Genomic DNA, 22,702 nt, shown 5'->3' on the forward strand with positions numbered 1-22,702 from the left:
AGAACGTCAAACTTCCACCCCCGGTTTTGTACACATACGGCTCATGACGGGCCCCCCATGAGGAGCGATAGCCTTGTGGCGTGATCAGCGCGATAGTTCGCGGGGGCGCCGTCGCCTCCGCTGTGCGCCCGGTGAGCACGGACCACATCCGTGTCCGGGCGGCGGTCGCTGGTCCTCACGGGCGGGAAGGGGCCTCGACGGCCCCCAGGACGCCGCGTCATCCACAGGCAGAGGCGCGGCCGAGAGCAGCGTCACACCCGTCGGACGCGTCGAACAAGGCTGATATCCCCCCGCTCATCTCACTTTCCGGCATAGCGTCGAAGGACACCGGACATCCCGGGCCGCGGCGTCACGCCGGAGAGGAAGAGACCGTACTTCCTTCTACGTCACGCAACGGCGCGCGACAGGAGCCAGAGGACAATGCAGACCAAGCTGGACGAAGCCAAGGCCGAGCTGCTCGAGAGGGCCGCCCGGGTAGCTGAGAACAGTCCGCTCGGGGGACATATCCCGACCGGGTCGACGGGCGAGGGCACGCCGGACCAGGAGTCCGTGCTCGCGTTCCTCCAGCGTTTCTACCTGCACACCGCCCCCGAGGACCTCGCAGGCCGTGACCCGGTCGACGTCTTCGGCACCGCCTACTCCCACTACCGCCTGGCCGAGAACCGCCCCCAGGGCACGGCCAACGTCCGGGTCCACACCCCGACCGTCGAGGAGAACGGCTGGACGTGCAGCCACTCCGTCGTCGAGGTCGTCACCGACGACATGCCCTTCCTCGTGGACTCCGTGACGAACGAGCTGACCCGACAGGGCCGCGGCATCCACGTGGTGATCCACCCGCAGTTCGTGGTGCGCCGTGACGTCACCGGCAAGCTCATTGAGGTGCTGCCCGCCGCGGCGCCCGGCGAGGAGCTGCCGCACGACGCGCACACCGAGTCCTGGATCCACGTCGAGACCGACCGCGAGACCGACCGCGCCGACCTGAAGCAGATCACCGCCGACCTGCTGCGTGTGCTGTCCGACGTCCGCGAGGCCGTCGAGGACTGGGAGAAGATGCGCCAGGCGGCGACCAGCCTCGCCGAGGAACTGCCCGGTGAGCCGGCGCCCGGCGACCTGCGCGCGCAGGAGGTCGAGGAGGCCCGCGAGCTGCTGCGCTGGCTGTCCGACGACCACTTCACCTTCCTCGGTTACCGCGAGTATCAGCTGCGCAACGACGACTGCCTGGCCGCCGTGCCCGGCACCGGGCTGGGCATACTGCGCGCGGACCCGCCGCACGCCGGCGACGACAGCCACCCGGTCAGCCCGTCCTTCGAGCGGCTGCCCGCCGACGCCCGTGCCAAGGCGCGCGAGCACAAGCTGCTGGTGCTGACCAAGGCCAACAGCCGGGCCACCGTCCACCGGCCCTCCTACCTGGACTACGTGGGCGTCAAGAAGTTCAACGACAAGGGCGAGGTCGTCGGGGAGCGCCGCTTCCTCGGCCTGTTCTCGTCCGCCGCCTACACCGAGTCCGTGCGCCGGGTCCCGGTCATCCGCCGCAAGGTCGAGGAGGTCCTCGAGCGCGCCGGCTTCTCGCCCAACAGCCACGACGGGCGCGATCTGCTCCAGATCCTGGAGACCTACCCGCGCGACGAGCTCTTCCAGACCCCGGTCGGTGAGCTCCAGGCCATCGCCACCTCCGTGCTGTACCTCCAGGAGCGCCGCCGGCTGCGCCTGTACCTGCGCCAGGACGAGTACGGCCGCTACTACTCGGCCCTCGTGTACCTCCCGCGCGACCGCTACACCACCGGCGTACGCCTGCGGATCATCGACATCCTGAAGGAGGAGCTGGGCGGCACCAGCGTCGACTTCACCGCCTGGAACACCGAGTCGGTGCTCTCCCGGCTGCACTTCGTCGTCCGTGTGCCGCAGGGCACCGAGCTGCCGCAGCTGTCCGACAGCGACAAGGAGCGCATCGAGGCCCGCCTGGTCGAGGCCGCCCGCTCCTGGACGGACGCCTTCTCCGAGGCGCTGACCGCCGAACTCGGCGAGGAGCGCGCCGCGGAGCTGCTGCGCCGTTACTCGGGCGCCTTCCCCGAGGGCTACAAGGCCGACCACACCCCGCGCGCGGCAGTCGCCGACCTGTGCAACCTCGAGCAGCTGAACGAGGACAAGACCTTCGCGCTGAGCCTGTACGAGCCGGTGGGCGCCGCCCCCGAGGAGCGCCGGTTCAAGATCTACCAGAAGGGGGGCTCGGTCTCCCTGTCCGCCGTGCTGCCGGTGCTCAGCCGGCTCGGCGTCGAGGTCACCGACGAGCGGCCGTACGAACTGCGCTGCGCGGACCGTACGACGGCGTGGGTCTACGACTTCGGTCTGCGGATGCCGAAGGAGTCCGGCGGCACCGGCGACCACCTCGGCGACGACGCCCGTGAGCGCTTCCAGGACGCCTTCGCCGCCACCTGGACGGGCAAGGCGGAGAACGACGGGTTCAACGCCCTGGTGCTGGGCGCCGGGCTGACCTGGCGCCAGGCGATGGTGCTGCGTGCCTACGCCAAGTACCTGCGCCAGGCCGGCTCGACCTTCAGCCAGGACTACATGGAGGACACCCTCCGCAACAACGTCCACACCACCCGGCTGCTGGTCTCCCTGTTCGAGGCGCGGATGTCGCCGGAGCGCCAGCGCGCCGGGCACGAACTCGTGGACGCGCTGCTGGAAGAGCTCGACGCGGCCCTGGACCAGGTGGCCTCCCTCGACGAGGACCGGATCCTGCGGTCCTTCCTCACCGTGATCAAGGCGACCCTGCGCACCAACTTCTTCCAGGAGGCGCGGGAGGGCGGCCGACCGCACGCGTACGTCTCCATGAAGTTCGACCCGCAGGCCATCCCGGACCTGCCGGCGCCGCGCCCGGCGTACGAGATCTGGGTGTACTCGCCGCGCGTGGAGGGCGTGCACCTGCGCTTCGGCAAGGTCGCCCGAGGCGGTCTGCGCTGGTCCGACCGGCGCGAGGACTTCCGCACCGAGATCCTGGGCCTGGTCAAGGCGCAGATGGTGAAGAACACCGTCATCGTGCCGGTCGGCGCCAAGGGCGGGTTCGTCGCCAAGCAGCTGCCCGACCCGAGCGTGGACCGGGACGCGTGGATGGCGGAGGGCGTCGCCAGCTACAAGACCTTCATCTCGGCGCTGCTCGACATCACCGACAACATGGTCGCCGGCGAGGTCGTGCCCCCGCAGGACGTCGTGCGGCACGACGGCGAGGACACCTACCTGGTGGTCGCCGCCGACAAGGGCACGGCGCGGTTCTCGGACATCGCCAACGAGGTCGCCCAGTCGTACGACTTCTGGCTCGGCGACGCCTTCGCCTCCGGCGGCTCGGCGGGCTACGACCACAAGGGCATGGGCATCACCGCCCGCGGCGCCTGGGAGTCCGTCAAGCGGCACTTCCGGGAGCTGGGCGTGGACACCCAGACCCAGGACTTCACGGTCGTCGGCATCGGCGACATGTCCGGTGACGTGTTCGGCAACGGCATGCTGCTGAGCGAGCACATCCGGCTGGTCGCCGCCTTCGACCACCGGCACATCTTCATCGACCCCGAGCCGGACGCGGCCGTCTCCTACGCCGAGCGCCGCCGCCTGTTCGAGCTGCCGCGCTCCTCGTGGGCGGACTACAACGCCGAGCTGATCTCGGCCGGCGGCGGGATCTTCCCCCGTACGGCCAAGTCGATCCCGGTCAACGCGCGCATCCGCGAGGCCCTCGGCATCGAGGCCGGCATCACCAAGCTGACCCCGGCCGACCTGATGCGGGTGATCCTCAAGGCCCCGGTCGACCTGCTGTGGAACGGCGGCATCGGCACGTACGTCAAGGCGTCGACCGAGTCCCACGCGGACGTCGGCGACAAGGCCAACGACGCCATCCGCGTCGACGGCCGCGACCTGCGGGTCCAGGTCGTCGGCGAGGGCGGCAACCTGGGCTTCACCCAGCTCGGCCGGATCGAGTGCGCGATGCAGGGCGCCCGGATCAACACCGACGCCATCGACAACAGCGCCGGCGTGGACACCTCCGACCACGAGGTGAACATCAAGGTCCTGCTCAACGGGCTGGTCGCGGAAGGCGACATGACGGTCAAGCAGCGCAACAAGCTGCTCGCCGAGATGACCGACGAGGTCGGCGCCCTGGTGCTGCGCACCAACTACGCGCAGAACACGGCGATCGCCAACGCGCTCGCCCAGTCCAAGGACATGCTCCACGCCCAGCAGCGCTTCATGAAGCACCTGGTGCGCGAGGGCCACCTGGACCGGGCGCTGGAGTTCCTGCCCACCGACCGTCAGATCCGTGAGCGGCTGTCCGCCGGGCACGGCCTGACCGGTCCGGAGACGGCCGTCCTGCTGGCGTACACGAAGATCACGGTCGCCGAGGAGCTGCTGCACACCTCGCTGCCGGACGACCCGTACCTGCGGGGCCTGCTGCACGCCTACTTCCCGACCGCGCTGCGCGAGCAGTTCGCCGAGCGGATCGACAACCACCCGCTGCGCCGCGAGATCACGACGACCGTCCTGGTCAACGACACGGTCAACACGGGCGGTACGACCTATCTGCACCGCCTGCGGGAGGAGACCGGGGCGTCGCTGGAGGAGATCGTCAGGGCGCAGACGGTGGCCCGCACGATCTTCCGCTCGGGTCCGGTGTGGGACGCGGTCGAGGCGCTGGACAACAAGGTCGAGGCCGACGTCCAGACCCGGATCCGCCTGCACTCGCGCCGACTGGTCGAGCGCGGTACGCGCTGGCTGCTGAACAACCGGCCGCAGCCGCTGGAGCTCGCCGAGACCATCGAGTTCTTCTCCGAGCGGGTCGGGCAGGTGTGGGCGGAGCTGCCCAAGCTGCTCAAGGGCGCGGACCTGGAGTGGTACCAGCAGGTGTACGACGAGCTGTCCGGCGCCGGCGTCCCGGACGAGCTGGCCACGCGCGTGGCCGGGTTCTCCTCCGCCTTCCCGGCGCTCGACATCGTCTCGGTGGCCGACCGCATGGGCAAGGACCCGATGGACGTCGCCGAGGTGTACTACGACCTCGCCGACCGCCTCCACATCACCCAGTTGATGGACCGCATCATCGAACTGCCGCGCGCCGACCGGTGGCAGTCCATGGCCCGTGCGGCGATCCGCGAGGACCTGTACGCGGCGCACTCGGCGCTGACCGCGGACGTGCTGGCCGCGGGCAACGGCACCGCCACGCCGGAGCAGCGCTTCAAGGTGTGGGAGCAGAAGAACGGGGCGATCCTGTCCCGGGCGCGTGCCACGCTCGAGGAGATCCGCAGTTCGGACGCGTTCGACCTGGCCAACCTGTCGGTGGCGATGCGGACGATGCGCACGCTGCTGCGGACGCACTCGTAACGCGCGGGAGGCCGACCCGTACTCGAGGGCGCCCCGGACCTTTCCGGTCCGGGGCGCCCTCATGCCGTCCACGCCTTCTTCTTGCCGTCGTCCAGGAAACGCCGTACGCCGAATTTACCGTTTCCTGCTAAACGGGATCATTCGTATAAAGTCGCCGCGTGAACACCCTCGGTAGTCGCACCTGGCTCCTCAGGCGGCACGATGCGCACCGCGTCGCCTGAGGCACCCTCAGCGGGCACGGCCGTCCCCCGGCCGCCGACCTCCCCGGGAGGGTCCTACGCGCCCCGCGCGGCCGCCGCGCTCCTCGTCGCCCTGCTGCTCCTGGTGATCGACCGGCTGCCCTGGGCCGGTGACCTCGGCATGCACGCGGCGACCATCCAGCGGCTGCGCCACAGTCTGTTCCACCCCGGCAATCCGCTCGTCGACGCCGACACCCCGAGCCCGTACTACTCGCCGTGGATGCTGCTCCTCGGCTCAGTCGCCCGGGCCAGTGGCCTGTCGGTGTTCGACGTGCTGCGGCTCGCCGCGCTCGCCGGGCTCACGCTGCTGGTGACGGGCGTCTGGCGGTACGTCAGAACGCTGAGCGCGCATCGTGCCGCGCCCGCCCTGGCCGCCCTGAGCCTGGTTCTGCTGTGGGGTACGGAGCTCATCAACTGGAGCGGCTTCCTCTCCCTCAACTCCCTCGCGCTGACGGTGTCGTATCCCAGCGTGCTGGCCCTCGGCCTCGCCTTCCACTACTGGGCCTGGCTCACCCGGGCGCTGCGCGCGGCGGCCGGGTGGGAGGTGTGGCTGGGGCTCGGGGCGCTGTGGGCGCTGATCCTGCTGTGCCATCAGTTCACCGGGTTCGTCGCCACGCTCGGCGGTCTCGCCGTGGTGCTCGCGGCCCGGCCCCCGCGTGCCCTGTGGCCGCGGCTCGGCGCCGGGACGGCCCTGGGGCTGCTGGTGCTGTGGCTGTGGCCGTACTACGACTTCTTCGCCCTGTTCTCGGCCGGAAGTGATCTGGAGGAGGTGCACCGGGCGCTCTACACCCAATTCCTCGGCCGCTACTGGCTGTCCCTGCTCGGAGTGGCCGCGCTGGTCGTGCGGTGGCGGCGCGACCGGCGGGACCCGCTGATGGTCTTCTTCCTGCTGGGCGCGCTGGTGTGCGCGTTGGGGTTCGCCACGGGCCACTACGCCTGGGGCCGGACGCTGCCCGCCGCCCTCGTCCCGGCCCAGATCGCCGCCGCGCTGGAGGTGGTGCAGGGCGGTCGGCGGGCCGTGCGGACCCGCTGGGCGTGGGCGCTGGGCGGCGCGCTGGCCCTGGGTGCGTGGACCCAGGCCGGCGTGCTCGGGTACGCCGTCGGGCGCGAGGCGCTGCCGGACGTGCTCGCGGCCGGCTACACCCCGACCTGGACCGGGTACTACTGGATCATGCCGTACGTGAAGTACGGGGACGTGGTCATGGCCCGGGACCTGCCCTCCCGGCTGATCCCGGCCTACGGCCCCTACACGGTCGCCCCCGGCTATCCGGACTTCTTCCTGCCGGACGAGGCCCAGCGCGAGTGGGCGGTGCGGCGCTACTACACGCTCCGCACACCGGAGGGCGAACGCAGGGACATCCTGCGCACCTATGACGTGCGCTGGGTCGTGGACGGAAGCAGACCGCGCCACGACCCCGAACTGCGCGTGGTGACCCACGGTCCGGGCGGCCAGGTGCTCTACGCGGTCACTCCCTGACCGGCCCGCCGGGCGCCAGCGGGTGTGGGGCTATCGCATGGCCTTCTTCTTGTCGGGGCCGCCGGTGAAGGCCTCGTAGGCCTCGAGGACCTCCTCGGTGGGGCCGTCCATGCGCAGTTCGCCGCGTTCCAGCCACAGGACGCGCTCGCAGGTGTCGCGGATGGAGGCGTTGCTGTGGCTGACCAGGAACACCGTGCCGGCCTGCGCGCGCAGTTCGCGGATCCGCTTCTCCGAGCGTCGCTGGAAGGAGCGGTCGCCCGTGGCCAGCGCCTCGTCGATCAGCAGGACGTCGTGGTCCTTGGCGGCGGCGATGGAGAAGCGCAGCCGGGCGGCCATGCCGGAGGAGTAGGTGCGCATCGGGAGCGTGATGAAGTCGCCCTTCTCGTTGATGCCGGAGAAGTCGACGATGTCCTGGTAGCGCTCCTTGACCTCCTCGCGGGACATGCCCATGGCCAGTCCGCCGAGGAGGACGTTGCGCTCGCCGGTCAGGTCGTTCATCAGCGCCGCGTTCACGCCGAGCAGCGAGGGCTGGCCGTCGGTGTAGATCCTGCCGTTCTCCACGGGCAGGAGTCCGGCGACGGCCTTGAGCAGCGTGGACTTGCCGGAGCCGTTGGTGCCGATGAGGCCGATGGCCTCGCCCTTGTAGGCGACGAACGAGACCTTCTTGACCGCGTGCACCCGGCGTACGCCGGCCGCCTTCTCGGCCTTCTCGCGGCGCAGGATCCGGTTGAGGGCGGCGGTCGCCGAGCCGCGGCCGGAACCGGTGCCGTTGACCCGGTAGACGATGTCGACCCCGTCGACCACGACGGTGGGGATCTTGTCGGTTTTCAGTTCAGCCACGGCCGTACGTCTCCTCAGCCTTCCAGAAGTAGATGAAGCCGCCGACCCCGGCGAGCAGGGCCCAGCCCAGCGCGAACGCCCATACATGGTGGGGGAGCTGGTGCGCCTTGAAGCTGTCGATCAGCGCGAAGCGCATCAGGTCGATGTAGACGGCGGCCGGATTGGACTGCAGCAGCACCTTCAGCACGTGCGGCATGTGGCTGCGGTTCAGCGTCTTGTCGATGCTCCACATCACACCGGAGACGTACATCCAGGTACGCAGGAGGAACGGCATCAGCTGGGCGATGTCCGGTGTCTTGGCGCCCATCCGGGCCATGATCATCGAGACGCCGGCGTTGAACACGAACTGGAGCAGCAGCACCGGGACGGCCAGCGCCCACGACATGGTGGGCGTCATGCCGAAGCAGAGCAGGATCGCCAGGAGGGCGACCATCGAGAACAGCAGCTGCTGGAGCTGCTGAAGAGCGAAGGAGACCGGCAGGGCGGCCCGCGGGAAGTGCAGGGCCCGCACCAGGCCGAGGTTGCCGGAGATCGCCCGGGTGCCCGCCATGATCGAGTTCTGGGTGAACGTCCAGATGAACACGCCCGTCACCAGGAACGGGATGTAGTCCGCCACGCCGCGGCTGGTGCCCATGAGGATGCCGAAGATGAAGTAGTACACGGCCGCGTTCAGCAGCGGGGTGGCGACCTGCCAGATCTGGCCGAGCTTCGCCTGGCTGTACTGGGAGGTGAGCTTGGCGGTGGCGAAGGCGCTGATGAAGTGGCGCCGCGCCCACAGCTGGCGGACGTACTCGGGCAGGGACGGGCGGGCGCCGCTGACCGACAGGCCGTGGCGGGCGGCGACCGCCGCGAGGCCGTCCTCGGCCGGGGCCGTGGTGTGGGGCGGTGTGTGGAGGACGTGGCTCACATCCGCTGCTTTCGCTCGGGGGGAGGTGGTGCTGGCGTCCGGCTCCGTGTCGTCGTTCATTTCCTTACGGTTCTCTTCACGTTTTCTTACGTCGGAACGGCACCGTATCGTCGCAACGTGAGCGTACGGCGAAGCGACGCCGCAACGCAACCGTTTCGTCGTAACGCCCTATGCTTGGCCCCATGACGACGAACGCCGAGCAGCCCCAGACGCGCCCCCGCCGCCGGGCCCCCGCCGGGGCGGCCGTGCTCCGCGAGGACGTGACGGAGGCGATCCGGGCGGCGGTCTTCGAGGAACTGGCGTCCGTCGGCTACGCGCGGATGTCCATCGAGGGGATCGCGCGGCGCGCGGGCGTCGGCAAGACGGCCGTCTACCGCCGGTGGCGTTCCAAGCTGCACCTGGTGCTGGACATCGTCTCGGCGCTCGCCGTGCAGGGCCTGCCCGCGCCGGACACCGGTTCCCTGGAGAGCGACCTGCGGCTGCTGTACGAGGTGACCTCGCGGGCCCTGCGCCACCCCATCGCCTCGCAGATCATCCCCGACCTCCAGGCGGAGGCGGCCCGTAACCCGGACATCGCCGAGGCCATGCAGAAGGCCCTGCGCGACGGTCAGGAGAGTGTGGCCAGCAGCATCCTGGCGGCGGCCGAGCGCCGCGGCGAGATCCGCCCCGGTCCGGACCGGGACCTGGCCCTCGACCTGATCTCGGGCCCGCTGTACTGGCGCGCGGTCGTCATCCGCACGCCGAAACTCCCCAAGGGCTACCTGGACGCCCTCGCCCGGGGCACGGCCGAGGCGATCAAGGCGCTCTGACCGCGGGGTCTCCGCAGTCCGGCGCACCGGCGCTACCAGGTTGATCGTTCACGCCGCCGTGGAGACCCGGGACCGAGTCGGCCGCCCGGCTGCAGCCGCCCACCGCCAGCGGCGCACACCGCGGACGGCGGCCCGCCCGGTGGTCGCCCTGTGCGTGGGCGTGTGGCGGTCCGCGTCCGCGTGTGACGTCAGGTGCGGGCGGCTCCCGGGTGGTGGTGGAGCCAGCCCTGCCAGGCCGAGGTGATCATGTCGTGGAGGTCGCGCTTGGCCTTCCAGCCGAGTTCCGTGGCGATGCGGTCGGCGGAGGCGACGACGCGGGCGGGGTCGCCGGGGCGGCGCGGGGTGACCGTCGGGGGGCTGTGGTAGCCGGTGACGGCGTTGATCGTGTCGATCATCTCGCGCACCGAGACCCCCTCCCCGCGGCCGATGTTCAGCGTGAGATCGAGGCCGGGGGAGGAGCGCAGGGCGCGAGCCGCGGCCACATGGGCCTCCGCGAGGTCGGCCACGTGGATGTAGTCACGGATGCAGGTGCCGTCCGGCGTGGGGTAGTCGTCCCCGAAGATGCGCGGGGGCGCGTTCTCGGTCAGCCGTTCGAAGACCATCGGGACCAGGTTGAAGACGCCGAGGTCCGCAAGGCGCGGGCTCGCCGCGCCCGCCACGTTGAAGTACCGCAGGGACGCCGTGGACAGCCCCGTCGCCCGTCCGGTCGCGCGCACCAGCCACTCGCCGGCCAGCTTCGTCTCGCCGTACGGCGACATCGGCGCGCACGGCGTCTCCTCCGTGACCAGGTCCACATCCGGCATGCCGTACACGGCCGCCGAGGAGGAGAACACGAACGAGCCGACCCCGGCCGCCGTCACCGCCTCCAGCAGGACCCGCAGACCCTCGACGTTCTCCCGGTAGTAGTGCAGGGGCCGGTCCACCGACTCGCCCACCTGCTTCTTCGCCGCCAGGTGGACGACACCGGTCACCTCGTGCTCGGCGAGGGCACGCGCCAGCCGGTCGCCGTCCAGCGTGGAGCCCTCCACCAGCGGGACGTCCCGCGGGACGCGCTCGGCGATGCCGGTGGACAGGTCGTCGTAGACCACCGCACGCTCGCCCGCCTCGGTCATCGCGTGGACGACGTGCGCTCCGATGTAGCCGGCGCCGCCGGTGATCAGCCAGGTCATGCGGGCGTCTCCTCGTCAGTTGGCCCAGGTCGTCGATCGGATGCGGGTCGTGGTGCGCTCACTGGGGCGCGGCCCGGTGGAGCAGGCGGCGCAGTCTGCCGTGCAGGACGGACGTCACCCCGCGCAGTCCCGCCGCCAGCCGCAGGGCCAGCGCGCCGGAGTGCGTGGCGTATGGCTGGACCAGCAGGACGCCGTAGCGCACGCTCGGTACGACGCGGCGGCGCAGCAGACCGGCGCCCGCGCGTGCGTGCGCTGTCACCTTACGGTGCGTGCCGTCGGCGAAGCACACCCGCAGCCGCAGGTCCCAGGTGCCGGCCCCCAGCCCCGCGAGGTCCACGCCCGTCTCGGCCGACCAGGTGCCGTCCGCGGCCGGCACGAGCGGGACGGTGGCGCCCCGGACCGTGCGCCCCGCCTCGCGGTGCAGCCACTCCACCTCCAGGGCCTCGGGCCCGGCGGACGCCACCCTGCCGTACAGGTCGTGCAGGCGCAGCCGCAGCCGGCTCGTACCCGCGTGGGGGTGCAGTTCCGCGTCCACGGCCAGGGGCAGGACGGGGACCGGCCGGACCAGGTAGGGCTCCAGGCCGATCTGCGGAAGGTCGTCCGCCCAGACGGGGGTGCCGTCCTTGTCCCGGGCGTACGGCGGGCACAGACGGGCCGGGCGGGCGGCGAGCTCCTTCAGGCGCGGCAGGTCGCGCGGCTCGGGCGACGCGAGGATCACCCGTCCGAGGAGGTGCCCGGCGGTCGTCGGGTTGACCGCCCAGTCGGCCGCGTCGTACTCGCCGAGGTACTGCCGCGTGTGCTCCCACCAGGCGCACCGGTACCCGGCGTCGCGCAGGCCCAGCTCACGCGCGTACATGCGCAGCTCGTGTTCGAGGAACTTGGCGCGCGCCGCCCGCGCGAGCTCCTTCTGCCCGGCGCCCAGCAGGATGTCGTACGCCGACCGGCTCGCCTCGGTGCGTGCCCGCCAGTTCTCGATGTTCGCGCGGTCCAGAGAGATCGACAGCTGCCCGGCGGACCGGCGCACGTTCCACACGTACACCTGGTCCGGGATGAGGGCCATGCGTGGGTCGGCGGCCAGCACGCGCGCGGTGAACACGAAGTCCTCGTACGGGAAGTGACCTTCCGGGAAGCGGATCGCGTGCTCGCGGAGGAAATCGGCGCGGTACAGCTTGTTGACGCACAGCGTGTCGTGCACGAGACGCGGGAGCTTGGCGGGGTGGGTGAGGACGGCGCCCTCGCTGTAGAGCCTTTGCTGCCACGGCACTTCCCGCCCGGAGGGCAGCTCACGGCGCACGCACAGACCGCTCACGACCTCGGCCCGCTCCTCCCGGGCGGCGGCGAGCAGCGCGTCCACCGCGCCCGGCGGCAGCACGTCGTCGCTGTCGAGGAACATCACGTACGGCGTCGTGACCGCGTCGAAGCCGGTGTTGCGCGGGCTGCCGCAGCCGCCGCTGTTGTCCTCGCGCCGGATCACCCGCACCCTCGGTTCGGCCGCGGCCAGGCGGCCGAGCAGCTCGAAGGTGCCGTCGGTCGAGCAGTCGTCGACGGCGACGACCTCGCTGACGGAGGGACCCTGCGCGAGAGCCGAGCGCACGGCGTCGGCCATGTGGGCGACGTCGTTGTAACCGATCACGACGACGCTGACGTCGGAGGCCTGGTCGGGGTGCAGATGCATGGAATCCACGGGCCGGAATAGTAGGGGTGGTCGGTAATCTCCCGTTAAGAGGGGCTTAGCGTCCCGTGCGGAAGACGGTGAACGTCCGGTTCGGGTTCCCCTTCGGACGTCATCAATTTCGTCGATCGCCACAACCGGGCAAATGAGAATAGCGCGGCGGCGGCCAGCAGTCCGTTGCGCATGAGCATGAGTGCACAACCTGTCCACGAACAGGCAACCACCTGTTGGTAAAGGGTGGGGTACGCGATCACGCTGACCAGGCTCGCCAGCGCGATCAGCGCGGCGACCGGACGCTGCGTGGTCAGCGGTGACGTCAGACACACCGCCGCGAGGCCGAGCAGCCAGACCATGTACTGCGGGCTGATCACCCGGCTGGTGACGGTGAACAGCAGGACGGCACTCAGCGCGGCGTCGTACGGTGTCGCCTCCGTCCAGTGCCGGGCCCGGATCCGCCACAGCAGCAGCAGTCCGAACGCGCTCGCCGACAGGACCAGCGAGAGGTGCGCGACGGTGGAGACATACGGTCCGGTGAACTCCAGGGCCCCGTACCGGTAGCGCACCCGGCCCGGCCAGCCGGCGTGCGTGGCCAGCGCGAGCGCGGTGCCGCCGAACGACTCGATCTGCACGCCCCGGCCGCCCTGCTGGCGGGCGAAGGCGAGCGGGTTCCTGAACAGGCCGGCGAGGACGGTCAGCGCCACGGCGCCGGTGGCGGCCGCCCATGTCCACGCCGACCGGGTCGCACGGCCCCGGGGCAGTCCGAGCAGCGCCAGCGCCGGCCACACCTTCACCAGGGCGCCCAGCGCTGCGAGCGCGCCGCACGCGCGCGTGGAGCGCGACAGCGTCAGCAGGGAGAGCACGGCCAGGGCGGTGGCCTGGACGTCGTAGCGGGCCAGTGGGATGTGCAGCAGCAGGGGCAGGCCCAGCGTCCAGTACGCGGCCCCGCGCAGGCTGCGGCCGGGACGGGTGCCCGCGTGCGCCAGCGCCAGCGTGACCAGCGCGTCGACGGCGACGGTGAGCACCACGAAGGCCTGGAAGTACGTCAGGCCCGGCAGCAGTGCGGGCGACAGCAGCACCGGTCCGGCGCCCGGCGGGTACTGCCACAGCGTGTCGTGCGCCGGGAACGCGCCGTGGGACAGCAGGACGTACCAGTGCTGGTACAGCTTCCACACCTCGCGCGCCACCGAGCCCCGGCCCAGCCGGGGCAGTCCGTTGTGGGCGAGCAGCCACAGCATCAGGGCGCGCGTGAGGAGCCAGGCGGCCGTCAGGGCGAGGAGGCGGTGTCTCGTCGACGGGCGCGTGAGAAGACGCGTCACGCTCTGGAAGGCGCTCATCACGGCGGATCGTAATCCGCGTGAAAGCCGTATATGTGCTGATACGCGTCCAGTCGTTGGTAAGAGCCTGGCAAGTGGACCAAGGCAGTCGCGGCACCTGGGCCGCGCGCCCGCGCGGCGCCGCGCTCCTACGGGTCAGCCCGGTCAGTCGCATCACGTCGTCATCCTTCATCGAGTGACCGGACTCCACTTGTCCGGCCGACTGCGGGTACGCGGACCCGGGACGTCCGCCGCCGACCGGGGCACCACACGCTCCAGCAGCAGCGGCACCCCCACCACCGGCAGCAGCCAGGCCAGCACGATCAGACGTTCGCCCCACACGGTGATGTCGGGATGCGCCGCCTGCGTGAGGAACCCGGTGAACGCCGTCGCCACCACGAAGAGGCCGAACGCCCCCCGCCGCCGCAGCGCACCCCACGCGCCGGCGGCGAGCAGGGCGGCGAACAGCGGCTGCCACAGTTGCCGGCGCAGCCACTCCAGCCAGAACCCTCCCTCCAGCCGCAGCAGCTCCGGCCATGGACGGTCGCGATCGGGCAGGGCGTAGTGGCCGGTGAGCAGGTCCTGAAGGCTGTCGCTCCCGCTCGGATAGCGCAGCGCCCGCGCCAGGAGCACCGTGCCGACGGCGGCGCCGCAGGCCACCGCGGTGACCGCCAGGACACCCCGCCCCGCCGGGCGCCGCCGCGTCCACCGCCGTACGGCGACGGCCGCGCCCGCGGCGGCCAGGCTCAGCCCGAGGAACAGCGCCTGGGAGTGCTTGACCGTGAACAGCGCGAGCAGCGCACCCGCGACCAGGGCGGTGCCGGCCCGCACGCGCCCGTCCAGCGCCAGCGAGCAGCCCCACAACCCCGTCAGGGTCAGCGCCAGCATCAGGCCCTCGGCCATCGGCCGCATCGCCGTCGTGCCGCACGGCAGCACGTAGTAGAGGACCTGGCCGGTCAGCGCCAGGGGCACGGGCACGCGGCGGCCGCGCAGCACCAGGAAGACGAGGACGCCGCCCACCGCCGTGACGGCGACGCCCGCCGCCCACACCCCCCACGTCACGCCGAACAGCGTGATGAAGGGGATCAGGAACACCGGGTAGCCCGGCCGCGCCTCGAAGATCCGCATGAAGCGCTCCGGCATGAACGGCAGGGTGTGTCCGCCGGTCTGCCCGGCCCGCAGCCGTGCCTCCACCTCGCGCCGCAGCTCGGTCCGGCACGCGCCCGCCACCCGGGCCGCCGGGCTCGGCTCGCGGAAGCGCAGCACGTCCACGCTGTGGGCGCGGCTCGCCCGGGCCGCCTTCCCGGCGCACACGTAGTCGATCGTGACGGCCGCCGCCTCCCGCTTGTCGGCACCGCGCAGACTCAGCGCGTACGACAGGTAGTTCTTGGTGTCGGGGGTGTCCCGGCCGGTGACGGTGCCGAGCTGGAGCAGTGCGAAGAGGGCGGCCAGGACCAGCACCCAGGTGCTCGGCCGCCGTGCGTGCGGTTTCCAGCGGGGCCGCCTCACGAGGGCGCCAGCTGGTCGTGGCCGGAGGCCTGGGCGGGCAGGTGGGCGACCGCTTCGGAGGACGCGGGCGCCGCCGTCGGATCCGGTGTCCACTCCTCGTCGCCGAGGATCAGGGTCCGTACCACCCGCTCGGCCGCCCAGCCGTCGTCGAACTCGCAGAAGCGCTCCCGGAAGCCGGTCCGCAGCCGCGCCGACTCGGCGTCCCGCCAGCCGCCGGAGGTGAACAGCCGTGCCAACTCCTCGTAGGAACGCGAGACATGGCCCGGCGGCTCGGCCGTGATGTCGAAGTAGGCGCCCCGGCTCGCGGTGTACGCGCCCCAGTCGTCGGCGTGCACCACGATCGGCCGGTCCAGGTTGGCGTAGTCGAACATGAGGGCCGAGTAGTCGGTGACCAGCACGTCGGAGGCGAGCATGAGCTCCTCCACGTGCGGTTCGTCGGTCGCGTCGACGAGCACTCCCCGTCGGTGCAGTTCGGCCAGTCCCATGCCGCGCGCCGGTCCGGTGGCCAGCGAGGGATGCAGGCGTACGACGAGGGTGTGGCCCTCGCCGAGGTCCGCGGCGAGCCGGGCCGGGTCGAAGCGTTCGACGTGGCCGCCGCGCCGGTACTCCCGGCGGGTCGGCGCGTACAGCACCATCGTGTGCTCCGGCGGGATGCCGAGCCGGTCGCGGAGAGCGGCGCCGTCGTCCGCACGCGCCGTGACGAGCACGTCGTTGCGCGGGCTGCCGGTGCGCGCGGAGGTGAACCGGCAGGGGTAGGCCCGCTCCCACACCAGCTCGGAGTGGCGGTTGGCGACCAGGCTGTAGTCCCAGCGGTCGGCGCGGGACAGCAGGCCCGGCACGTCGACGCCGTGCCAGGCGCCGGGCTTGCCCAGCAGATCGGCCGCCATGAACTTCAGCGGGGTGCCCTGATGGGTGTGGATGTGCGTGCTGCCGGGCCGTTTGGCCACGGCCGCCGGCCAGTTGGCGTTGTTGACGAAGAACGCGGCCCGGGCGGCGAGCTGCCGGTGGCGCAGGGTGCCGGACAGCACGTACTCGACGTCCGGCGGCAGCAGCGCGGCCCGCTCCCGGTCGCGGACCACCCACACCCCGCGCAGATGCGGCGCGATCTCCCGTGCCTTGCGGTGGACGGCCGCCGGGTCGCCGAGCATGCCCCGGTGCGAGAACGCCGAGTACAGGACGAGGTCCTGGTCCAGCGTCCGGCGGGCGTGCAGCGCGGCCCAGCCGCCCTTCACTCGTACGGCCGCCGCCCTGCGGACCCGCAGCGTCCGGCGCCCGAGTTCCCGGCGGGCCCGCCCGGCCTGCCGCCCGGCCCGGTAGGCGGCGTAACCGCCCTCCAATACCCGGACCACACCGGTCGTGTCCGCGTCCGGAGGCCGGTGGGCGCGGAACATCCGCGCCGTACGGCGGAAGAACTCGGCCTTGTCCGACGGCGGCAGCCGGTTCGGCTTGGCGAGGATGTCCAGGCAGTGCTCGCCCATCTTCCGGTGCAGATAGGGGCGCCAACTCGCCAGCTCGGGACGGGAGTCGAGATAGGCGAAGACCCGCTCGTACTGGTCGTGGATGTCGAAGTGCTTGCGGCTGGTGGTGGACAGGATGTTGCCCTGCCGGCGCTGGCGGTAGTACAGGCAGATCCGGTCGAGCGTGGCGATCCGCCGGGCGGTGAGCAGGACCGGGAACGTCCAGGGAGTGTCCTCGTAGTAGCCGGGCGGGAAGGCGAAGCCGTGCTCCTCGACGAAGTCGCGCCGGTAGACCTTGTTCCACACCACCATCAACAGGTCCAGGATCCGCGGCTGTTCGGCGGCCGTGAAGGTGCCGGGACCGGCCTCGGCCAGCACCGCGGCCAGCACGTTGCGCCGGGTCCCGCCCCACCAGTAGGTGCGGGCGTAGTCGAAGACCAGCACGTCCGGGTCTCCGGTCTCCTCCAGCCGGTCGGCGATGGCCCGCAGCGCGCCCGGGGTGAGGGTGTCGTCGCTGTCGAGGAAGAACAGGAAGTCGCCGGTGGCGAGCGGCATTCCGGCGTTGCGGGCGCGGCCGAGCCCGACGTTCTCCGGCAGGTGCAGCACCCGTACACGCGGATCGCGGGCGGCGTACTCGTCGAGGATGGCGCCGCTGCCGTCCGGGGAGCAGTCGTCGACGGCGATCACCTCGACGTCGCCGAAGGACTGCGTCAGGACCGAGTCCAGGCATTCGCGCAGGAACCCCTGCACCTTGAAGCAGGGGACGATGATGCTGAAGCGGGGCACTGCTGCGTCAGCTCCTTAGTGGGGGGCGGCGGGGGCCGGGACGCGCTCGGCGAGCGGGATCACGGGCGGTAGCGCTTCGGGCGGCTGGCCGAGGAACACCCGGCGGACGACTCGCTCGGCGGCCCGCCCGTCGTCGAACTGGCAGAACCGCTCCCGGAACCGGGCCCGCAGCGCCGCCGACTCCGGGCGCGCGTACGAGCCGTCGCGGAAGACCGCCGCCAGTTCGCGCGGTGTGCGGACGACCGGGCCGGGCGGCGTGTCCATGAGGTCGAAGCAGACGCCGCGGGTCTCCCGGTAGACCTCCCAGTCGTCGGCGTACACGACGATCGGGCGGTCCAGGTTGGCGTAGTCGAACATGATCGACGAGTAGTCGGTGATCAGCGCGTCGGCGGCCAGGCACACGTCCTCCGAGGAGCGGTGCGCGGTGACGTCGATGATCCGGCCGCCGCTCCGCGGCCCGCTCCGGTCGTAGAAGTAGTGGGCGCGCCGCAGGACGACGACGTCCTCGCCGGCCGCCGCGCAGAAGGCCTCCAGGTCCAGGCCGGGCTCGAAGCCGGTGCGGTGGTCGCGGTGGGTGGGCGCGTACAGGACGGCCGTCTTCCCCTCCGGGACGCCCAGCTCGCGGCGGACGCGGGCCACGTCCTCGGCGCGGGCGGCGCAGTAGACGTCGTTGCGCGGGTAGCCGTACTCCAGGGGCTCGTAGGAGCCGGGGAAGGCCCGTTCCCACACCTCGGTGGAGTGGCGGTTGGAGGAGAGGTTGTAGTCCCACCGGTCCACGCGGCGCAGCAGTTTGGCGAAGCTGCCGGACTGCGCCGCGACCACCGGGTACGTCGACTGGTCGCAGCCCATCGTCTTCAGCGGGGTGCCGTGCTGGGTCTGGAGGTGCACGCTGCCGGGGCGTTTGACGACGGCGTCGGCGAAGTTGGCGTTGTTCACCAGGTACTTGGCGCGGGCCAGCACCTTCCAGTACCGGCGGCTGCCGATCACCGCGTGGTCGACGCCCTCCGGAACGGTGTGTTCCTGGCCGGGCTCCACCAGGAACACACCGCGCAGGTGCGGGGCGAGTTCGCGGGCCTTGGCGTGCAGGGCGGCCGGGCTGCACGCGTAACCCCTGCCCCAGTAGGCGCAGTACACGACGAGGTTCTCGTCGAGCGGGCGGTGCAGGTGCCGGCGGTAGGCGAGGCGGGTGCGCAGCCTGGCCGCGCGCGGCAGGCGACGGCCGGCCTCCGCCGCCCGGCCGGTGGCGCACCGCGCGCGGAACGCCGTGTACGCCCCGGACGCCAGCAGCCGGTGCGGCACGCCGGACCGGCCCTGTGGGGCGCGGTGGCCGGCCGGGCGGTGGCGGCGGTACAGGCGGTGGGCACGGCGGAAGAACGCGCGGCGCCGGTGAGCGGGCACCTGTTCCGGATGCGCGGCCACCGTCAGCACCGCGTCGAAGAGCTGTTCGAACAGCGGCGTGAACCGCTCCGTGGGCAGTCCCTCGGCGACGGCCCGGACGAGCACCCGCTCGGTCTGGTCGAGGAGGTCGAACTGGTGCTCGCCCGGGAGGTCGAGCCGGCTGCCCTGCCGGCGCAGCAGATGCCGTACGACGACCTGCCGCAGCACCGCCACGCGCTCGGCCGCGACGGTGACCAGGCCGCCCCAGGCGACGTCGACGCGGTGCCCGTCGGGGAAGGCCAGGCCGCGCCCGGTCATGAAGGAGCGGCGGTAGACCGCGCTCCACGCGGGCAGCGGAACGCCGGTCAGGTGCGGGGCCTCGGCGGGGGAGAAGGCGGGCCCGCGGACGGTGACCGGCGGCGGCCCGGCCGTGGTGGCCGGCTCGCGGTCCCACCAGGGGGTCCGCTCGTGCTCGAAGTAGAGCACGTCGACGTCGCCCGTCTCCTCCAGGCGGGCGGCCAGCGCGGACAGCGCGCCCGGCACCAGGGTGTCGTCGCCGTCGAGGAACAGCAGATACGCGCCGCTCGCCGCCCGCGTCCCGGCGTTGCGCGCCGCGCCGAGGCCCGCGGACGGGGGCGAGTGCACCAGGACCACCCGGGAGTCCCGCCCCGCGTAGTCGGCGGCGACGCCGGCGGCCGGGGCGGCCGGGCCGTCGCACACCGCGATCAGCTCGAAGTCTCCGAAGGACTGGGCGAGGACCGAGTCCAGCGCCAGGGACAGCCGGCCCGCGACGCCATGCGACGGGACGACGATGCTGAATCGGGGCATTCTGCTCTTTCTTCTGTTGATCCGGTCCGATGCGTGCATACGGACTCCCAAAAGAGCAAACGGTGTTTAAAGCCTCTGGGTGACGGTCTGTGGGCCTGTGGGTTGCGGCAGGGTTGCGGGCGGGCTTCGGCCCGGGGTCGTGACCTGCGACGACACCGGACGGCACGGGGAGACGTCGACCGGCTCGGCCATGCCGTGCGCGACCGGGCGCGCAGCACGGCGGTCCGCAGTACGCGCAGCGGCTTGACGGCCCGCTCGACCGCCCGGCGGCACAGGGCCGTCACCAGCAGCAGCACCCGGATCGCGCGGTGCGGGGCCAGCCGGACCAGGGCGTGCCGCAGTCCGGTGCGCAGCGCCGGCCGGAGGCCGAGGGCGCGGCAACGCCGCCGGCACGCCTCCAGGAACGCGCGCGGGTACGCCGGGACCCGGTGCGCGGGGACGGTGACACTGAACCTGGGCAAGGCGGGCATCCAAGGGCCGACGTGGGCGTTCTGCCCGGGAACGGCCGGTGGAGCGAGTCGGTCACGGCCCGCTGGGACATCCGGGGGACGGCGGGCCGGCGGCTCGGGGCCGGCCGGTGCCGGACCGCCCCGAACCGCACGTCCCGTGCGCTTACTTGACCGCTCCCGCCATCACGCCCGAGACGAACTGCCGCTGGAAGGCGAAGAACACGGCCAGCGGGATCACCATGGAGATGAACGCCCCGGGTGCCAAGACGTCGATGTTGTTGCCGAACTGGCGTACCTGCGTCTGGAGGGCGACCGTGATGGGCTGCGTACCGGACTTGGTGAACACCAGCGCGACCAGCATGTCGTTCCACACCCACAGGAACTGGAAGATGCCCAGGCTCGCGATCGCGGGCCCGCCCAGCGGCATCACCACGCGGGCGAACAGCCGCAGTTCGCCGGCGCCGTCGAGGCGGGCCGCCTCCAGCAGTTCGCGGGGGATCTCCGCGAAGAAGTTCCGCAGCAGGAACACCGCGAAGGGCAGGCCGAAGCCCGTGTGGAACAGGATCACCCCGAAGATCGTGCCGAACAGGCCGACGTTGCCGAACAGTTCGGCGATCGGGATGAGCGCGACCTGCACCGGCACGACCAGCAGGCCGACCACGGCCAGGAACCACCAGTCCCGGCCGGGGAACTCCATCCAGGCGAAGGCGTAGCCCGCCAGCGAGCCGACCAGGACCACCAGGACCGTCGCCGGCACGGTGATCAGGACCGTGTTCACCAGGGAGTCGGTGATGTCGCCGTTCTCCAGCAGTTTTTGATAACTGCCGAAGGTGAGCTGCGCGGGCTTGCTGAAGACGGTCCACCAGCCGCTCGCGCTCATGTCCTCCGGCGCGCGCAGCGACGACAGCAGCAGGCCGATCGTCGGGACCAGCCAGAACAAGCCCACCACGATCAGGAAGACCCTCAGCGCGCCACCGCTCACGGCCTCCGCCAGCCGCGACCCCAGGGACGGCTTCGCCTGCACGGCCTCGGGAACGGGCGCCGCCTTCGTCGGACTCCCGGTCTGCGCCGTCATCGCCGCACCTCCCGCCGCAGCCTGCGCATGTTGCTGTGTTCATCCGGGGGGCGACCCCCGGACCCCCGGCAGACAGCCGGACGCGCCGTCATCGCCGCACCTCCCGCCGCAGCCTCCGCATGTTGAACAGCATCACCGGGATGACCAGCAGCAGGAGGAACACCGCGATGGCGCTGGCGATGCCGGGTTGTCCCTCCGAGAAGCCCTTGCGGTACAGCTCCAGGGCCAGGACGTTGGCGTCGTCCTGGGAGGATCCCGGGGCGATGATGAAGACCAGGTCGAAGATCTTCAGCACGTTGATCATCAGGGTGACCGCGACGACCGCGAGCACGGGCGCCAGCAGCGGCACGGTGACCCGGCGGAACACCTGCCACTCGTTGGCGCCGTCGACCCGGGCCGCCTCCAGCAGTTCCCTGGGCACACCCGCGAGCCCGGCGGCGATCAGCACCATCGCGAACCCGGCCCACATCCACACGTACGCCCCGATGATGGCCGGAGTCACCAGCGACGGGCCCAGCCAGTCCACGCCGTTGTACGGCGCCTTGAAGTTGCTCGCCGGGAGCCGGAGCCGAGCGCCGTCCGCCTGCGCGGGCAGCGTGAACGTGCCGTCGTCGGCTGCCGTCGCCGACGCGACCACCTTGCCGTCCTTGACCGCCTCGATCCGCATCCCGGCATAGCCGAACTCCGACGGGTCGACCGCGCCGAGCTTCCCGACGCCCTTGCCGCGTGTGAAGTCCTGCCAGGCGGTGCCGGTGATCCTTCCCGGCTGCGGCTCGGCCCGTACGGCCCGTTTCGCGCTCTTCGGCATCTGGTCGGGGGCGACGCCGACGAGGGGGAGGGCCACCGACTCGCCGGTGCGGACCGTGGCCGAGGTGATGAAGCCGCCCTGGTCCGGCTTCAGCGGCGAGTCGCGGCCCGGGTGGGCCTTCGGGAACGCCGAGGACTGCGCGAAGGTGTCGTGCACCCCGACCCACACCGCGTTGGCGACGCCCCGGTCCGGGTCCTGGTCGTACACCAGTCGGAAGATGATCCCGGCCGCCAGCATGGAGATCGCCATCGGCATGAAGACGACCAGCTTGAACGCCGTTCCCCAGCGCACCCGTTCGGTCAGCACCGCGAAGACGAGGCCGAGCGCGGTGGCGACGGTCGGCGCGAACACCACCCAGATGATGTTGTTCTTCAGCGCGGTGCGGATGCCGTCGTCGGTGAACAGGGCCTTGTAGTTGTCGAACCCGGCGAAGCCGTCGCCGGAGGCGTTGTAGAAGCTGCGGACGACCGAGTACCCGATGGGGTAGACCACGAGCGCGCCGAGCAGCACCAGGGCGGGCAGCAGGAACAGGGCCGCCACGGTCCTGCGGGTGCCGGTCACGCTCTTGCGACGACGGGGCGCGGCGGGGCCCGCTGAGGCTCCCGCCGCCGTGGCCGGCGTCATCGCCG

13 protein-coding genes are annotated in these 22,702 nt (G+C 71.8%); 3 read left to right on the forward strand and 10 right to left on the reverse strand.

What is annotated here, in order from left to right:
- Positions 1-420 precede the first annotated feature (420 nt).
- Both ACWEK3_RS01820 and ACWEK3_RS01825 read left to right on the forward strand, forming a co-directional pair.
- Complete coding sequence (locus ACWEK3_RS01820) at positions 421-5,358, forward strand: NAD-glutamate dehydrogenase (protein WP_450540323.1); 4,938 nt, start codon at positions 421-423, stop codon at positions 5,356-5,358.
- 201 nt (positions 5,359-5,559) lie between these two features.
- On the forward strand, positions 5,560-7,074 hold the full coding sequence (locus ACWEK3_RS01825) for a hypothetical protein (RefSeq protein ID WP_450540324.1): 1,515 nt from the start codon (positions 5,560-5,562) through the stop codon (positions 7,072-7,074).
- Positions 7,075-7,104: 30 nt separating this feature from the next.
- Here the strand turns inward: ACWEK3_RS01825 and ACWEK3_RS01830 are convergent, their stop codons facing one another.
- A complete protein-coding gene (locus tag ACWEK3_RS01830; RefSeq protein ID WP_453248772.1) occupies positions 7,105-7,932 on the reverse strand; it encodes an ABC transporter ATP-binding protein in 828 nt (275 codons plus the stop codon).
- The gene (locus ACWEK3_RS01835) at positions 7,907-8,821 is read right to left on the reverse strand and encodes an ABC transporter permease (protein ID WP_450540386.1); all 915 of its coding nucleotides are present in this window, start codon (positions 8,819-8,821) and stop codon (positions 7,907-7,909) included. The genes ACWEK3_RS01830 and ACWEK3_RS01835 overlap by 26 nt, the downstream gene beginning before the upstream one ends.
- A 170-nt stretch (positions 8,822-8,991) precedes the next feature.
- Here ACWEK3_RS01835 and ACWEK3_RS01840 point away from each other — a divergent pair, with 170 nt between their 5' ends.
- Positions 8,992-9,630, forward strand: coding sequence for a TetR/AcrR family transcriptional regulator (locus ACWEK3_RS01840; protein ID WP_450540326.1), 639 nt, complete (start codon positions 8,992-8,994; stop codon positions 9,628-9,630).
- A 188-nt stretch (positions 9,631-9,818) separates the two neighbouring features.
- Here ACWEK3_RS01840 and galE read toward each other — a convergent pair whose 3' ends face one another.
- The 8 genes from galE to ACWEK3_RS01880 all read right to left on the reverse strand — a co-directional run bounded on the left by galE (position 9,819) and on the right by ACWEK3_RS01880 (position 22,697).
- Positions 9,819-10,799 carry a UDP-glucose 4-epimerase GalE gene (gene galE, locus ACWEK3_RS01845; RefSeq protein WP_453248667.1) on the reverse strand — a complete coding sequence of 327 codons (981 nt, stop codon included), beginning with the start codon at positions 10,797-10,799 and terminating at the stop codon, positions 9,819-9,821.
- 58 nt (positions 10,800-10,857) lie between these two features.
- Positions 10,858-12,474: a glycosyltransferase gene (locus ACWEK3_RS01850; RefSeq protein WP_450540388.1), complete on the reverse strand. Its 1,617-nt coding sequence runs from the start codon at positions 12,472-12,474 to the stop codon at positions 10,858-10,860.
- A 44-nt stretch (positions 12,475-12,518) separates the two neighbouring features.
- On the reverse strand, positions 12,519-13,805 hold the full coding sequence (locus ACWEK3_RS01855) for a glycosyltransferase 87 family protein (RefSeq protein WP_450540330.1): 1,287 nt from the start codon (positions 13,803-13,805) through the stop codon (positions 12,519-12,521).
- Between the two features lie 168 nt (positions 13,806-13,973).
- Positions 13,974-15,293, reverse strand: a complete 1,320-nt coding sequence (locus tag ACWEK3_RS01860) for a hypothetical protein (RefSeq protein WP_453248668.1) — start codon at positions 15,291-15,293, stop codon at positions 13,974-13,976.
- Entirely contained in the window at positions 15,290-17,536 is a 2,247-nt protein-coding gene (locus tag ACWEK3_RS01865; RefSeq protein WP_453248669.1) for a bifunctional glycosyltransferase/CDP-glycerol:glycerophosphate glycerophosphotransferase, read from the reverse strand. Before ACWEK3_RS01865 ends, ACWEK3_RS01860 begins: the two co-directional genes overlap by 4 nt.
- Positions 17,537-17,551: 15 nt before the next feature.
- Complete coding sequence (locus ACWEK3_RS01870) at positions 17,552-19,741, reverse strand: bifunctional glycosyltransferase/CDP-glycerol:glycerophosphate glycerophosphotransferase (protein WP_453248670.1); 2,190 nt, start codon at positions 19,739-19,741, stop codon at positions 17,552-17,554.
- 612 nt (positions 19,742-20,353) lie between these two features.
- Complete coding sequence (locus ACWEK3_RS01875) at positions 20,354-21,265, reverse strand: carbohydrate ABC transporter permease (RefSeq protein ID WP_450540338.1); 912 nt, start codon at positions 21,263-21,265, stop codon at positions 20,354-20,356.
- Between the two features lie 88 nt (positions 21,266-21,353).
- Positions 21,354-22,697 carry a carbohydrate ABC transporter permease gene (locus ACWEK3_RS01880; protein WP_384436313.1) on the reverse strand — a complete coding sequence of 448 codons (1,344 nt, stop codon included), beginning with the start codon at positions 22,695-22,697 and terminating at the stop codon, positions 21,354-21,356.
- Positions 22,698-22,702: the final 5 nt, after the last annotated feature.

The organism is Streptomyces sp. NPDC004721 (assembly GCF_053601495.1).